Source organism: Mariniflexile sp. TRM1-10 (assembly GCF_003425985.1).
Taxonomy (GTDB): domain Bacteria; phylum Bacteroidota; class Bacteroidia; order Flavobacteriales; family Flavobacteriaceae; genus Mariniflexile.
This window is the reverse complement of sequence record NZ_CP022985.1, coordinates 292,143-307,705: the sequence shown is the minus strand read 5'-3', so window position 1 is coordinate 307,705 and position 15,563 is coordinate 292,143. Positions and strand designations below refer to the sequence as shown.

The 15,563-nt window shown below is 35.1% G+C and carries 13 protein-coding genes; 3 read left to right on the top strand and 10 right to left on the bottom strand.

What is annotated here, in order from left to right; all coding sequences use genetic code 11:
* Positions 1-94 precede the first annotated feature (94 nt).
* A complete protein-coding gene (locus CJ739_RS01490) occupies positions 95-904 on the bottom strand; it encodes a TrmH family RNA methyltransferase (protein WP_117172298.1) in 810 nt (269 codons plus the stop codon).
* Positions 905-1,031: 127 nt separating this feature from the next.
* Between CJ739_RS01490 and CJ739_RS01485 the strand changes: the two genes are divergently transcribed.
* A complete protein-coding gene (locus CJ739_RS01485; RefSeq protein ID WP_117172297.1) occupies positions 1,032-3,647 on the top strand; it encodes a T9SS type A sorting domain-containing protein in 2,616 nt (871 codons plus the stop codon).
* On the opposite strand, the gene CJ739_RS01480 is transcribed toward CJ739_RS01485, so the two are convergent.
* Together CJ739_RS01480 and CJ739_RS01475 are read right to left on the bottom strand one after the other, a co-directional pair.
* On the bottom strand, positions 3,633-4,712 hold the full coding sequence (locus CJ739_RS01480; protein ID WP_117172296.1) for a DUF3810 domain-containing protein: 1,080 nt from the start codon (positions 4,710-4,712) through the stop codon (positions 3,633-3,635). The genes CJ739_RS01485 and CJ739_RS01480 overlap by 15 nt on opposite strands.
* 45 nt (positions 4,713-4,757) lie before the next feature.
* Positions 4,758-5,447, bottom strand: a complete 690-nt coding sequence (locus tag CJ739_RS01475; RefSeq protein ID WP_117172295.1) for a hypothetical protein — start codon at positions 5,445-5,447, stop codon at positions 4,758-4,760.
* 167 nt (positions 5,448-5,614) lie between these two features.
* On the opposite strand from CJ739_RS01475, the gene CJ739_RS01470 reads away from it, so the two are divergent.
* Complete coding sequence (locus CJ739_RS01470; protein ID WP_117172294.1) at positions 5,615-7,078, top strand: aminoacyl-histidine dipeptidase; 1,464 nt, start codon at positions 5,615-5,617, stop codon at positions 7,076-7,078.
* A gap of 166 nt (positions 7,079-7,244) precedes the next feature.
* Here the strand turns inward: CJ739_RS01470 and CJ739_RS01465 are convergent, their stop codons facing one another.
* The 7 genes from CJ739_RS01465 to CJ739_RS01435 form a co-directional block, all read right to left on the bottom strand.
* Positions 7,245-7,610: a DUF2200 domain-containing protein gene (locus CJ739_RS01465; protein ID WP_117172293.1), complete on the bottom strand. Its 366-nt coding sequence runs from the start codon at positions 7,608-7,610 to the stop codon at positions 7,245-7,247.
* Positions 7,611-7,778: 168 nt separating this feature from the next.
* Positions 7,779-8,003 (bottom strand): membrane protein insertion efficiency factor YidD, encoded by a 225-nt coding sequence (gene yidD, locus CJ739_RS01460; RefSeq protein WP_117172292.1) that lies wholly within the window; start codon positions 8,001-8,003, stop codon positions 7,779-7,781.
* Between the two features lie 333 nt (positions 8,004-8,336).
* The gene (cysS, locus tag CJ739_RS01455; RefSeq protein ID WP_117172291.1) at positions 8,337-9,818 is read right to left on the bottom strand and encodes a cysteine--tRNA ligase; all 1,482 of its coding nucleotides are present in this window, start codon (positions 9,816-9,818) and stop codon (positions 8,337-8,339) included.
* Between the two features lie 229 nt (positions 9,819-10,047).
* Positions 10,048-10,224, bottom strand: coding sequence for a four helix bundle protein (locus CJ739_RS20500; RefSeq protein WP_236951583.1), 177 nt, complete (start codon positions 10,222-10,224; stop codon positions 10,048-10,050).
* A gap of 97 nt (positions 10,225-10,321) precedes the next feature.
* Positions 10,322-10,999, bottom strand: a complete 678-nt coding sequence (folE, locus tag CJ739_RS01445; protein ID WP_117172290.1) for a GTP cyclohydrolase I FolE — start codon at positions 10,997-10,999, stop codon at positions 10,322-10,324.
* Between the two features lie 256 nt (positions 11,000-11,255).
* The gene (locus tag CJ739_RS01440; RefSeq protein WP_117172289.1) at positions 11,256-12,776 is read right to left on the bottom strand and encodes an OmpP1/FadL family transporter; all 1,521 of its coding nucleotides are present in this window, start codon (positions 12,774-12,776) and stop codon (positions 11,256-11,258) included.
* A gap of 25 nt (positions 12,777-12,801) precedes the next feature.
* On the bottom strand, positions 12,802-13,911 hold the full coding sequence (locus tag CJ739_RS01435) for a hypothetical protein (protein WP_117172288.1): 1,110 nt from the start codon (positions 13,909-13,911) through the stop codon (positions 12,802-12,804).
* 99 nt (positions 13,912-14,010) lie between these two features.
* On the opposite strand from CJ739_RS01435, the gene proS reads away from it, so the two are divergent.
* Positions 14,011-15,489 (top strand): proline--tRNA ligase, encoded by a 1,479-nt coding sequence (gene proS / locus CJ739_RS01430; RefSeq protein ID WP_117172287.1) that lies wholly within the window; start codon positions 14,011-14,013, stop codon positions 15,487-15,489.
* Positions 15,490-15,563: the final 74 nt, after the last annotated feature.

Sequence of the window (15,563 nt, the reverse complement as noted above, 5' to 3'; positions counted from 1 at the left end):
AAAACTCTGCTTAATTTGATGATGTTAAGTGCAAATGCATAGGATTTAGTTGCTATTAAATTTTCTTTCACTATCATTAATTATTCATCATTAATTATTCATTATTAATCGTTTGCCGTTGTCTTTTAGCTTCAAAAATAAGAATTCCTGCGGCTACCGATACATTCATGGAATCTATATCACCTTGCATGGGAATAATAATGTTCTGAGTTGCATTTTTTAACCATTCGTCACTTAATCCAGTTGCTTCAGTGCCAACAACGATAGCCGTTGGTTTGGTGAAATCTTGTGTGTGGTAGGTTACCGAAGCCTGTAAAGCAGCGCAATAAATGTTGATGTTTTTTGACTTTAAAAAGGCTATAATTTCGCTAGTCGTTCCAGTGGCAATTTGATTGGTAAATACACAACCCACACTAGATCGGATAATATTTGGGTTGTACAAATCGGTTTTTGGGTTGGCAATAATTACGGCATCTACTCGGGCAGCATCGGCAGTTCTTAAAAGCGCACCGATATTACCTGGTTTTTCGGGAGCTTCGGCAATTAAAATTAACGGGTTTTTTGTGTTTAATTTTAAACTTTCAATACCGTAATTTTTGCTTTTAGCAACCGCTAGAATACCTTCAGTGGTATCACGATAGGCTAATTTTTGATATACTTCGGCAGTAATTTCGATGGTGTCAAGTTGTCTGGTCGTTAAGTCGTTTAGTTGTTCAGAACTAATTATCTCTGGATTAAACAAAATGGTTTCTAATTCGTAACCCCCTTTCAGCGCAAGCGTTATTTCGCGTACGCCTTCAATTAAAAATAAACCACTTTTTTTACGTTCGCGCGACTTGTCTTTTAATTGAACCAGTTGTCGAATAAATTGGTTTTGTGTGCTAGTTATTACCTTTGTGGGCATTCTATTACTATGTTTGTTTCGCAAATTTAAGCTTTATGAAATGACCATGATGAACCAAACGCAAAAAATTATGAAGATTTTCTTTATCGCATTGCATCTGACAATTAAAAAACAATAAAAAATACATATGAAATTAAAAATTACTTTTTTGTTTATTGGTTTGTTATCTTTTGTAGGTTTTTCTCAGATTGCAGGACCACCGCCGCCTTGTGGATATACGCCAGCTTATGCATGTGATGACAATGATGATGGTTTTTCGGTTTTTAATTTGGTAGATTTATTTGGCTTTTATTCTTTATGTCCACCACAAGGTGAAGTTCCAGAAGATTATGGACCATTGGTTTTTTATTTAACGCAAGAAGACAGAGATAACGAAACAAACCCAATAACTAATCCTGAAGCTTATACTAATATATCTAATCCACAAATCATTTATTTTAGAGCAAATGCAATCAATTCTGGGGGAACTTATGAATATTTGACGAATGAAGATCCTTTAGAAGTTAAAAGACTGTTGACTGATATACCAAGTTTAGATGTTTATGATAATGATTCTGATGGGATAGCTGTTTTCGATTTAACTTCTGTGAATTTATTTTGTGGAACAAATGATGAAAGTAATTATGTTGTTACTTACCATGAATTACAAGAAGATGCTGTTAGCGGTATTAATGCTATTTCTGACCCTTCTAGTTTTATGAATAAGACTAATGAAGATTACATTTATGCGAGGGTAGTGCATAAAAATTCTGGCTATGTTGAAGTAACCACATATTTTTATTTAAGAGTTTTATTTGCAGAAGCTAATAAACCAGCTGATATTAATATCTGTGATGATGATTTTGATGCCATTTATGCGTTTGATTTAGAAAGTCAAAATGCTGAAATTTTAGGAGACCAGAACCCAGATAATTTTACGGTTTCGTATTATTTAAACTCATCTGATGCTGAAACCAAAATAAATCCATTACCTGCAATTTATAATGTATCGAATTTACAAACTATTTTTGCAAGGGTTGATGAAAACACCAAAGGAAGCTATGCAATAACATCTTTTGGTTTTTCAGTTTTTACTCCACCAATGGTGAGTCCACTAGACCCATATAAGGTTTGCGATGATGAGAGTCAAGATGGAATGGAAACCTTTGATTTAAGTTCTAAAAACGCAGAAATTATTGGAGGGCAAACAGATGTTTCAATATCGTATTATTCAACACAAGCTGATGCTGATGTCAATACAAATCCATTGCCAACATATTTTACCAATTTTGTTAATCCACAAACCATATATGTGAGAGCTGAAAACCTTTTAACAGGTTGTTTAACAATTACCACATTAGATTTAATAGTTAAAGATTGTTCTACATCGGGTGTCATAAAAGTCAATGCCTTTTATGATGCTAATAGTGATACTACTTTCGATAGTGGTGAAATCAATTTTTTAAGCGGAACGCTTACTTACGAAAAAAATAACGATGGCATTCAACATGTGTTGTATTCTTCAACTGGAATTTTTAATATCATAAGTGATGTAGAAACGGATACTTATGATATTGGATATAGTATATATGATGAATTTCAGGATTGTTATAGTTTAGCAACGTATTTATACGAAAATGTAAGTGTTACTAATGGAAGCCGCGTTAATTACAATTTTCCGGTTACCAAAATTAAGGAATGTAGTGATGTTGCAGTTTATTTAACACCCGTTAGTCCTCCAAGACCTGGGTTTGATTATAGCACCAATTTGATAATTCGCAATTTAGGGATTGAAACGATAAGTTCTGGCTCCGTGGAGTTTATTAAGGATGATTTAGTAACGTTTAAAAGTGTGGATTTTGTGAATTCAGGAAATTCAATCACCAACACTCCCACAGGGTTTATTTTAAATTTTAATAATTTACAACCCAATAGTGCAGAACATGTTGTAGTAAATATGAATGTGCCTGTTTCTGTGAATTTAGGAGATTTATTAACAAGTACAGCAATCTATTCGGTTGATGATTTAGACATATCAAACAATACATCTGCGTTAACAGAAACTGTTATAGGCTCCTATGACCCAAACGACATAGCGGAATCTCATGGGCCAGAAATTTATTATGACGATTTTTCTACCGATGATTATTTGTATTACACCATCCGTTTTCAAAATGTAGGAACTGCCGATGCTATTAATGTGTCTATAGATAATACTTTAGATTCAAAATTGGATAAGTCAACCATTCAAATGCTTAGTGCAAGCCATGATTATGTATTTACAAAAATCGATAATCAACTTAATTGGAAATTCGATGATATCCATTTACCAAGTGAAAGCATGGATGAACCCAATAGCCACGGTTATGTATATTACAAAATAAAACCCACTGCTGGTTTTCAAATTAGCGATATCATACCTAATACGGCCGAAATTTATTTTGATTTTAACCCAGCGGTTGTAACCAATACGTTTGAAACAGAATTTATAGCAACGCTTTCCAGTAAACAATTTAGCAATATTGATTTCTCAATTTTCCCAAATCCAACAAACCATTTTGTTGAAATAACATTCAGTAAAACCACAAATAATAAAGTACGGTTGGGTGTTTATAACATTCAAGGAAAATTAATTCTTAATGAAGAAAGGGAATTGCAAAACAATACAGTAAAACTCGATATATCAAATTTAAGAAGTGGCATGTACTTTTTAAAAGTGAATGATGGTGTTGCTGAAATGATTCAAAAACTAATTGTAAATTAAATCGGGTTCTTTTTCAAAATAATTAACCAACAATGCTACAACATAGCTGTAACTTTCCATGCCTTTTGCTTGTTTATTGGCTTTTAGGTACGAACTGTATGTGCTTTTAAAAAGTGGTTCCAAAGGGTTTTCGTAGCTGTCCCAAAAATCGCGGGCTTCTTTATAATTATTTAAAACACCTTTGTTGACAGTTTGGTATAGTTCATCAAATAAGATTTCATCACGCTTCGCAATTTCATTTAAACAAAAGCGAAGTGCAAAAGTGTAGCCCGAGTAATTAAAGTAAATATCGTCGTGGTTTATGGCGGCTAAACAACCAATAAAATTGGCTTCGTTTTCGGCGGCATATCCTAATTGGTGTGCTATTTCATGCGAGGACGTTGTGGGAAACAAATAAACAGGAATCAGTGCATCAACCTGCGCTTCGTTTGTTAACGGATTTAAATACCCACTAAACCCCATGTAAGTTAAAGGGTAGCTAAACAACGATTTTTTAATGCTTTTTGGGTGGTATTCTAAATCAGGGAAGGTCTTCTTTAAGTTTGTATAGCCCAAAGGAGCCATCCTTAGGATGTTTTTTTTGCTATACGGAATGTCAATTTTTAAGGTGTCGTTTCCAGCTATTTGTGTGTAAATGCCGTTTGATTTTTTAATCAGTCTTTTGGTGACATTAATTAATTGTTCGGTGGTGTAATCAGCGTTTAAACCCAAGCTTTTATGCAGTGGCAAACGGTAATAATTCAGGCCCCAAAACAAATGAAACGCAAAATAGATCATGGACACTGCGCATGCCGCACTAACAATCCACAATTTAGTGTCTCTTAGCAGGTGTTTTTGGTTTATAAAAAACCATCTAATAATGTATATAATAGCGGCTGCATATACTAAATCACCAAATGAAAACGGTAGCCAGCCCAATGTATATCTGAATGCTTTGGAAATATAGGGGTAAACACCTTCGCTGTAATATCTTTCTATAACTTCGGGGTAATTTGATATCCATTTTACCAAAAGGTATTGTGGTATCAATAAAAGTGCAATAATAGTTTTTGTGTTTTTCAGCATGTGCCAAAAATAAACAAATGTTCATTAATGACGATTGATATATTATTAGTATTTAAAAACAGGATAACCGTTTTGGCATTCTATAGATGTAGGCTGTTGTGGAACATCACATGTTGATGAAATGGACCATTTAATATTATATTGTTTTTCAGCTAAATTGTATGCTTCAACTTTTTGCAAAAATTGCACGGTATCAATTTCATTTGAATAAGCAATAAAACCTTGAGGGCCACCACACGCTTTTGTTCCGTAGGGAGTGAAGCTCCAGTTATTAGAATCTGTACAAGAAATACTATGAGATAGTGTACTAATCTCATCAAACAAATTCATTAAATTTTGATGGTCTATTTCTTGTTCTGATAACTCTCTTTTAACAATTAATTGGTTATTATCAAGAGAAATAATTCTCCACTGAAAATTTCCAGGAAAATTTTCAAGAGATATTAATATAAGGGATTCTTGGCTTTTCCATGTTCCTTGATTATCATAAAAAGTTAATGGAGGCGTTCCACACCAGCCAGATGTTCTTTGTATAAAAACAGAATTTTCCTTAAAAGATATACCTGGAGCATTTTCATTTAAACTTACTGCTCGTTGAAACGTTATAGTTTCATTGTCATAACTTGAATCAATCCAATTACCAATTAGTAAATTTTCCGGGTTTACATCTATTTCAGTATTACTTTGACAAGCTAATAGAAGAAGAGCGATTAATAATGTGTATCCAGTTTTCATCTTTTATGATTCTTTATAACTAGATGACAAAAGAATTGAAAGGTTGCGTTAGCTTACATTGATCTTTGGTTTCTATAATAGGTGAATTAATAGTTAATGAAATTTATTAGATTTTCAAGGAACCTAAATGGTAATACTTACCTTTGTAAAACACTATTGGAAATATTATGAATTCAGAAATAAGAGACCTTCAACCACAAACCCTTTGGAATAAATTTGCCGATTTAAACGCTGTACCTCGTCCTTCAAAAAAAGAAGCACGTGTTATTGCTTTTATTAAGGATTTTGGCAAAAATCTAGGATTGGAAACCATTGAAGATGCGGTTGGCAATGTTATTATAAAAAAGCCAGCAACGTCTGGTATGGAAAATAGAACTACGGTCGTGATGCAATCGCATTTAGATATGGTGCATCAAAAAAACAACGATACTGAATTCGATTTTGAGACGCAAGGCATTGACATGTATGTTGATGGCGACTGGGTACGTGCCAAAGGAACTACTCTGGGTGCCGATAACGGTTTGGGTGTTGCCACCATTATGGCCATTTTAGAAAGTAAAGACATCCCACATCCTGCTATTGAAGCGCTGTTTACCATTGATGAAGAAACAGGTATGACGGGTGCTATGGGCTTAAAAGGCGACTTACTTTCTGGTGGTATTTTATTGAATTTAGATACCGAAGAAGATGATGAAATTGGTGTAGGCTGTGCGGGCGGTATCGATGTAACGGCAACGAGAACCTATCAAGAAGAAGAAACGCCCGAGTTTAAAATCGGGTTTAAAATAACAGTTAAAGGCTTGCAAGGCGGTCATTCGGGCATGCAAATCCATGAAGGTTTAGGGAATGCCAATAAAATTATGAACCGCTTAGTATTTGATGGTTTTGAAAACTTCGGACTGCGAATTTCTGAAATTGATGGCGGTAGTTTACGGAATGCCATTCCCAGAGAAAGTACGGCTATTGTTGCGGTTGATGCCATTCATGAAGAAACCTTTGTTACAGAAATTAACGAGTTGGCAGAAATCATTAAAACGGAGCTAAAAACCATGGAACCCGATTTAAAAATAGAAGTTTCTCATTGTGAAACCCCTAAAAGTATTATGGATTTAGGGGTTCAAGAAGGTTTTACAAGAGCTTTGTATGCAGCGCAAAACGGTGTGTATAGAATGAGTGTCGATATTCCGGATTTGGTTGAGACCTCAAATAATATCGCTAGGGTAGTAGTTAAAGAGGGGCAGATTCATGTGGGCTGCTTAACACGATCGTCGGTTGAAAGCTCTAAAATGGATTTGGCAAATACATTGCGTGCCACTTTTGAATTGACAGGTTGCGAAGTAGAATTTTCGGGTGATTATCCTGGGTGGACACCCAATATGAAATCGCCCATTTTGCAAGTGCTTTCTAAAATTTATAAAGATATGAATGGGGAAGAAGCCCATGTAGCAGCATGTCATGCAGGCTTGGAATGCGGTATTTTAGGGCAAAACTATCCAGAAATGGATATGATAAGTTTTGGACCTACTATTAAAGGCGCACATTCTCCAGATGAACGTGCTCAGATTTCATCGGTGCAAAAATATTGGAAGTTTGTATTGGAGGTTTTGAAGAATATACCAGTGAAAAACTAATTTTTTGTCATGTCGACCATAGGAGACATCACATAGTTTATGATGAAAACTTCTTTATACTTGCCGTCACGAGCGGAACGCTCGTGATAGCGCGGAGGATGCGATTCTGAAACAAGTTCAGAATGACGAAAAAAACAATCACTTGTCTAATTCTTATCAAATAGATTTAGGAACCTCGCAATATTTTGTCCATCTTGCGTCCTTTTGCCAATTCATCTACTAACTTATCTAAATATCTTACCTGTTGTGTTAATGGGTTTTTAATGTCTTCTATGCGATAGCCACATATCACACCAGTTATTAGTTGCGTATTAGGGTTTAAGTCAGCATTCTGAAAAAATTGTTCAAAAGTCACTTTTTTTTCAATGAGTTCCTGCAGCTTTTTTTCTTCATAACCTGTTAGCCACTTAATGACTTGGTGTAACTCGTCTTTCGTTCTGCCTTTCTTCTCCACTTTTGTGATATAATGTGGATATACTGAGGCAAATATCATTTTTGCTATACGCTCATCGTGATGGCTTGTATCATTCATAATAGTCGTATTGTTATTAAACGAATATAATTGAAATTTTTTATAGAGTCAAGGAAGAAGGTTAAGAGGAAGGTTCATAAATAGATGAATCCTGAGTCAATGATTTCAGATTTTTACCATTCAAATATATGATGCGATTATGAAACAAGTTCAGAATGACGCTTTTTATTAAGGCACTGGGTCGTAACCCGAACCACCCCAAGGGTGGCAACTAAAAATACGTTTTATAGCCAACCACCCACCTTTAAACAAACCATGTTTTTGTAAAGCTTCTTTGCTGTAGTGTGAGCAAGTAGGTTGGTATCTACATGTTGCAGGCATTAGCGGCGATATAAGTGTTTGATACACTTTTATCAAGAACAAAAATGGTGCAATGAGTAGTTTTTTCAAAATTATTGTTTATTTGCTTGATAGTTCAGCCGAAATATACCTTAGGAGCTTAACGCCTAAACGACAAACAGCTTTACGACGTACTTATTTATTATTATTTGTTTATTTATTGTTTAGTACATGACAAAAACTGCAGAGTGTCACATTGAGCGCAGTCGAAATGCGATTAAAAACAATATTTTCAATGTCTTCGACTGCGCTCAGACTGACATCTGAATATATTTGGATTTTTGTCATGTACTAAAGTTTAGTTATTAAGACGAAACTATCTTCAACAATTAAACGATTCAACGGTTAAACGATTCAACAATTCAACAATTACACAATTCAACAACATCACGACAAACTAAAAGTCGTGCCTTCTTTTCCATCTTTTAACTGAATGCCCGCTTCTGCCAATTCATCACGAATTTTATCCGATAAAGCAAAATCTTTATTCGCTCTGGCTTCTTGGCGTAATTTTATTAAAATAGCAACGGCACTCGATAGTTTGTCGGTCCCTGACTCTGTTTTTGAGGTACTTTCAAGACCTAAAATATCAAATACAAATGCATCAATAGTAACTTTTAAAAGTGACAAATCTTCTGGACTTATAGTTTCAGAACCGTCTTTAATTTGATTGATATATTTTACAGCTTCAAATAAATGGGCAATTAAAATTGGTGAATTGAAATCGTCGTTCATGGCATCATAACAAGTCTGTTTCCATGCGTTTATATTTATTGAAGAAGTTTCAGAAGGTTTTAACTCCCTTAAAAGATTAATGGCGTCCATCAATCTATAAAACCCTTTTTCACTAGCCAATAAGCCGTCATCTGTTAAATCAAGCACGCTTCTATAATGGGCTTGCGCCATAAAAAACCGAATCACACTTGGTGCAAATGCTTTACTAAAGAATTTGTTGTTACCTGAAAGCAATTCATCTGGATTTACCGTATTTCCTGTGGTTTTAGACATGCGTTGTCCATTTAACTCTAACATATTGGCATGCATCCAATAGTTGACAGGTGATAGTCCTTTTGCGGCTTCGTTTTGTGCAATTTCACATTCGTGATGCGGAAATTTTAAATCCATACCACCACCATGAATATCAAATTGGTCGCCAAGGTATTTGGTACTCATAGCGGTACATTCTAAATGCCAACCAGGGAATCCATCACCCCAAGGCGAAGGCCAACGCATAATATGTTGCGGTTCGGCTTTTTTCCAAAGGGCAAAATCTTGCGGATTTTTTTTATCACTTTGTCCGTCTAATTCACGTGTGTTGTGGATTAAATCTTCAAGTTTACGCTTGCTTAGCTTTCCGTAATCGTTGGTTTCATTAAACTTATGAACGTCAAAATAAACAGAACCGTTTACTTCATAAGCATATCCGTTAGTTATAATGTCTTTAATAAGCTCAATTTGTTCAATAATATGTCCCGTAGCCGTTGGTTCGATACTAGGTGGTAAAAAGTTGAAAGTATTTAAAATACTATGAAAATCTACGGTGTAGCGTTGTACGACTTCCATAGGTTCTATTTGTTCTAAACGGGCTTTTTTGGTTATTTTATCTTCACCGGCATCGGCATCATTCTCTAAATGGCCCGCATCTGTAATATTCCTCACATAACGTACTTTGTAACCTAGATGTTTTAGGTAACGAAAAATCATATCAAAAGACATAAATGTTCTCACGTTTCCTAAATGCACATTGCTATAAACCGTTGGTCCGCAAACATACATGCCTATATAACCTTCGTTAATAGGTTTAAAAATTTCTTTATTACCTGTAAGTGAATTGTATATTTTTATTTGGTTGCTTTGGAATAACTGCATGGGTGGTAAGTCGTGAGTTGTTTGTTGTTAAGTCGTTAATATGCTATGATTTGAGAAAATGATTTCGTAAAGCGTTTATTTAGTTGGTTATGGATTTAACTTCAAATCTAGTAATTTTATAAGTTTTTCAGAAATAAATTCAAATTCTTTTGAAACAATAGCTTGGTTTAAAGGCTCTAAGGAAGCACTATTAAGATAAAGCCATAAAATCTACTTTATCTGTATTGGTTCATTTAGCTGTGCCTTCGTCAATATTTGATGAAATTGAAACAGAACATCGACGCATTTGAGAAATTAATCCGAATTTTTCATTATCGGGAAAAGTTTGAGTGATTTTGTATATGCTGGTGCTTAGTTTTATAGCTTCTTTCCAAACTTCTAATTTTTCAAATGAATATTCATGCATCTTAGTTATTGTTTAATTATTTGTTGTTTGTCGTTTAGTCGTTAAGTTGATTTTTAGTTACGACTTAACAACATACAACTAAACAACTCACCCAAATTTAAAATTTTGTGTCTAACTTTATATAATCCAAAAACTCCCTACGCGTAGTTTCTTCTTTAAATTTTCCTCCAAATTCAGAGGTTACGGTGCTGCTATCAACATCTCTGATACCTCTAGAATTTACGCATAAATGTTTTGCATCAATCACACAAGCTACATCTTGGGTTTTTAAAACTTCTTGAAGTTCTTTTACAATTTGGATGGTTAAACGCTCTTGCACTTGTGGGCGTTTTGCATAATAATCTACAATACGGTTCATTTTAGATAAACCAACTACCGAACCACTTGAAATATAAGCAATATGAGCTTTTCCAACAATGGGTAATAAATGGTGCTCGCAAGTTGAATAAACCGTAATGTTTTTTTCAACAAGCATTTCACCATATTTATATTTATTATCGAAGGTAGAAGCGCTTGGTTTTTTCTTTGGATCTAAGCCTCCAAAAATTTCTTTAACAAACATTTTGGCAACACGGTTTGGTGTGCCATTTAAGCTATCGTCTGTTAAATCTAACCCTAAGGTTTCCATAATGTGGCGCACATCATCCTTAATAATGTCTATTTTTTCTTCGTTGGTAAGTTTAAAAGCATCACTACGTAATGGTGTGTCAGACGATGTACCTATATGGTCATCTCCTAAAGAATCGAATTCTTCTATGTTATTTTTAATTTTCATGTGTTGTTGTCTATTGTCTTTAATTTGTCACATGTTACACCCATATTATCCTAAGTTAGTAGATACCTACTTAGTGTTATGGACGTTTCATCTATCAACTAAATCACAATTTTGGTCTGCAAATATACGTTTTTGAATACGATTTACGACTTTTGATATACGATTTTTAATCTTCAAATGTGTTATCTATGTAATTTAAATAATAAAAGCTTGGATTTTTAAAACCCAAGCTTTTATTATTTAAAAAAAATCACTTTTATATATTGAAGCTTAACGATAATGTGACGTTAGAGTTTGTTCTGTCTATAACCGCTGCATCGGTTAAACCAACATTATATAATGGTGTTTTGTTGGTGCGATTTGATTGATCGAAAGTCACATCAAGTTTGGTGTTTCCAAAATTGTAACCAACACCTAGTGAATAGCCAGTTAAATCACCAACAGTAGTACCATCTTTATATGGGCTTTCTTCAAAACGGTATCCGCCTCTAAAACTAAATTGCTTTACTTTATATTCGCCACCAAGTCGGTAGGTAGAGGCATCTGTAAGCGTGTTGGCAATTAGGGCGTTTTGGTCTGTAAAAAAGCTATCAGATTCTGGTTTAAATTTTGTTTTACTATAATCTTTTCTAGAATAATCAAAACTTAATAATCCTTGTGTGCCAAATACATACGCTAAACTTCCTGTTAATTTTGAAGGTGTTTGAAGTTTGTATTGTGGATATACGTTTATTGTTTGTGGGTTAACAACTTGAGTAATATTAGAGCCACCATCGTCTCTAACTGTCGCTAAGTATTGGGAGGTTTCCTCTTCAATAGTGTACCAAATTGGCGAATCGAAGGCCACGCCTAATCTAAACTCTGGACTTAATTTAAAAATACCACCTAATTGAAAAGAGAACCCATTACCAGCGGTAGATAAGTTGTTTTCAAATTCAATGCTGTTTACAATAGAACCTGCGTTTGAGTTATTTTCGAATAATAATGTTGAGCGGTGAAAGTCAATAAAGTGTGAGTTTAAATTCAATCCTAAATATAAATTGTCTTCATATTGTGCGGCCATGTTAAACGAAATTTTCCCGTTATAGCCTGTTGACGCATACGAATAATTATGGTTGAAAGTACCACTAGCTAAATTTGAAAAATAAGTGGTATTAGCATCATCATCGGCATCGGGTTCTAAAATATAAGACTCAAAACCTAAAAATGCTTGTTGATGGGCAAAACCATAAACATTCCCAATATCTGTATAAGCATCAGCTAAAGATTCACCAGGTAGAGCAGAAATTTGGTCCAATCGTTTTCCGTCGGCATAATTTAAAAAGTATAGATCGATGGATTGGTTGTTAGGGTTCGTTCCCCTAGCATTCCAATTATCGTCATAATTATTGGATCTATCGTAAGCGACACCTATTGTAAATTTCCGCCAAGGCGAATTACTTCTGTTCTCAAAAACAAAGGCCGCACCACCTTGGCTTACATCAAAATTGGATTCGCCACTGGTAGTAAAACCATTAAAGTATTGTGTGTCATTGTTAGTGTCAACGTTTGACAAAGTAAAAGAAGCATGGCTTTGTGCAAATACAGCTGAACTTGCAGGGTTGATGCTAACAGCACTCATGTCGCCACCAAGAGCACCAAACGCGCCACTTAAGGCTCTAAAACGAGCGGTTCCTTGAATTTCATCTTGCGAGTAGCGTAACGCATCCGATATGTCTTGAGCGTTTAGTGCAGACACAGATAGTATGCCTATAAATAGTAGGTTTAACTTTTTCATAGTGTAAATTTTTATTTTTTAAGATTTATCCACGTCTTCCACCGCCACTTGAAGAACCAGAACTTCTGCTGCTTCCAGAACCACCGCTAGAAGATCTTGTGCTACTACCCGAAGAAGGACTAGAACTTCTACTAGGTGTATATGTAGAATTGCTTGAAGATGGTCTAGAATATGTTCTTGAATTATTACTATTTGAAGGCGTATAAGTGCTTCCCGAGCTTCGTCTTACTGTAGAAGACGATCTGGTAGTAGAATTCGCTGAAGGCGTACTATAGGTTGTTCTTCTTTGGGTATTTGTATAAACACGTGTACCGTTAGAATTGTTTTGTCTCGAATTATAGGCTGAAGTTGGCGAACTTGCATTTACACTGCTTCTTCTGGAAGTATTATACTTTGAAGTATTTCCAGAACTGTTAGTGCTGCTTCGTCTTGAAGTGCTATAATTATTGTTACTTAAACTTCTAGAGTCGGTGCTATAATTACTGCCTCTTCTGCTGGCACTGTAGGAAACATTACGTCTGCTATAATACCCATTATTGCCATAATATCCATAGTTATTATAGCCATAGTATCTATAAGGATTCCCATAATAGCCATAGCCCCAAGGGTTGTAAAAAGTCCAACTATTATAGAAGCCTCCATAATAAGGAGCATGCCAATATGGATCATAATAACCCCAGTTGTTCCAACCATAACCATAGCCCCAACGGTTGTAATAAGGACTGTTCCACCAATAATTATTGAAACCAAAACCAAAATCAGAATGAAGATTTATAGTGACATTCGATTGCTCCTGTCCCCAACCCCCATAACCTTGGTAGTTATTATTTAAAGAATCATTTTGAATATTGTTGCCTTCATAGGTATCAATATCGGTAAAAATCTCGTTATTAGACGTCATGTACTCTGTTTCCAAAGATTTATTCTTAAAGTAATTTTGATAGTAATTACTATTTGAATTTTGAGGCACTTCAACAACGGTTTCTTCATACTGAACGGTTCTAGGCGTGCTACCATAAATACCATCATTATCTACGCCAACATATTGATACGAACCACATGAGTATAAGCCAAATACTAAGCTAAGAATAGCCAAGTATGGCATTTTTTTTATAAAGTAGGTATTTAATTGCATATCTCTTGATTTTTATTGTTGAACATAACAAAAATAGTTAGTTTTGCTGAACTATTTTTTTATTTAACATAAGCACAATATTTGTGCCAAAACACATATATGAGTAAAAAACTTACTAGTAGGGCAGAAGATTATTCCAAATGGTATAATGAACTGGTTGTCAAAGCAGACCTGGCGGAGAATTCGGCGGTTCGTGGTTGTATGGTCATCAAGCCGTATGGATACGCAATTTGGGAAAAAATGCAAGCAGAATTAGATAAAATGTTTAAAGAAACAGGACATCAAAATGCGTATTTTCCATTATTTGTCCCCAAAAGTTTATTTGAAGCTGAAGAAAAGAATGCTGAAGGATTTGCTAAGGAATGTGCTATTGTAACACATTACAGATTGCAAGCCGATCCAGATAAACCGGGGAAATTACGTGTAGATCCTGAAGCAAAACTGGAAGAAGAGCTGATCGTGCGTCCAACTAGTGAAGCCATTATTTGGAATACCTATAGAAACTGGATTCAATCTTACAGGGATTTACCAATATTGATTAACCAATGGGCGAATGTGGTACGCTGGGAAATGCGTACCCGTTTATTTTTGCGTACCGCAGAATTTTTATGGCAAGAAGGGCATACGGCACACCAAACTAAAGCAGAAGCCATGGCGGAAGCTAGATTGATGAATAATGTATACGCAACCTTTGCTGAAAATTTTATGGCAATTCCTGTGGTGCAAGGGATGAAAACCGAAAGCGAACGCTTTGCAGGTGCCGATGAAACGTTTTGTATCGAAGCATTGATGCAGGATGGGAAAGCGCTTCAAGCTGGGACTTCACACTTTTTGGGACAGAATTTTGCCAAAGCTTTTGATGTTAAGTTTGCTAATAAAGAAGGAAAGCAAGATTATGTATGGGCAACTTCTTGGGGTGTTTCAACACGTTTGATGGGGGCTTTAATTATGACGCATAGTGATGATAACGGATTGGTATTACCGCCAAGTTTGGCACCAAATCAAGTCGTTATTGTGCCTATATATAAGAGTGATGAAGAATTTGCAGCTGTATCTGAAGTTGCTAAAGGTATTTTAAGCGATTTAAGGGCCAAAGGTATTACGGTTAAGTTTGACGACAGGGATACGCAACGTCCAGGAGCTAAGTTTGCACAACACGAATTGCAAGGGGTGCCATTGCGTATCGCTATTGGGCCAAAAGATTTAGAAAACGCTACGGTAGAGTTGGCTAGACGCGATACTTTAACAAAATCGGTAGTTGCTTTAAACGATTTAACCAGTACGGTTGAAAGTTTATTAAAAGAAATTCAAGAGGCTTTATTTAAAAAAGCATTGAGTTTCAGGGATTCCCACATCACGGAAGTTAATAGTTTTGAAGAATTTAAAGATGTTTTAGAGAATAAAACAGGATTTATTTCGGCACATTGGGATGGTACAAACGAAACAGAAGAGAAGATAAAAGAGCTTACTAAAGCAACAATTCGATGTATTCCTTTGGAAATGAAGGAAGAAGAAGGTGTTTGTGTGTATTCTGGAAAACCTTCAAAAGGCAGAGTTTTGTTTGCAAAAGCATATTAAATAATTTTTTTTCAAAAAAGTTTGCGCAGCTATTGCGACATTTAAAAATAGTTGTATTTTTGCATCCGCAATGG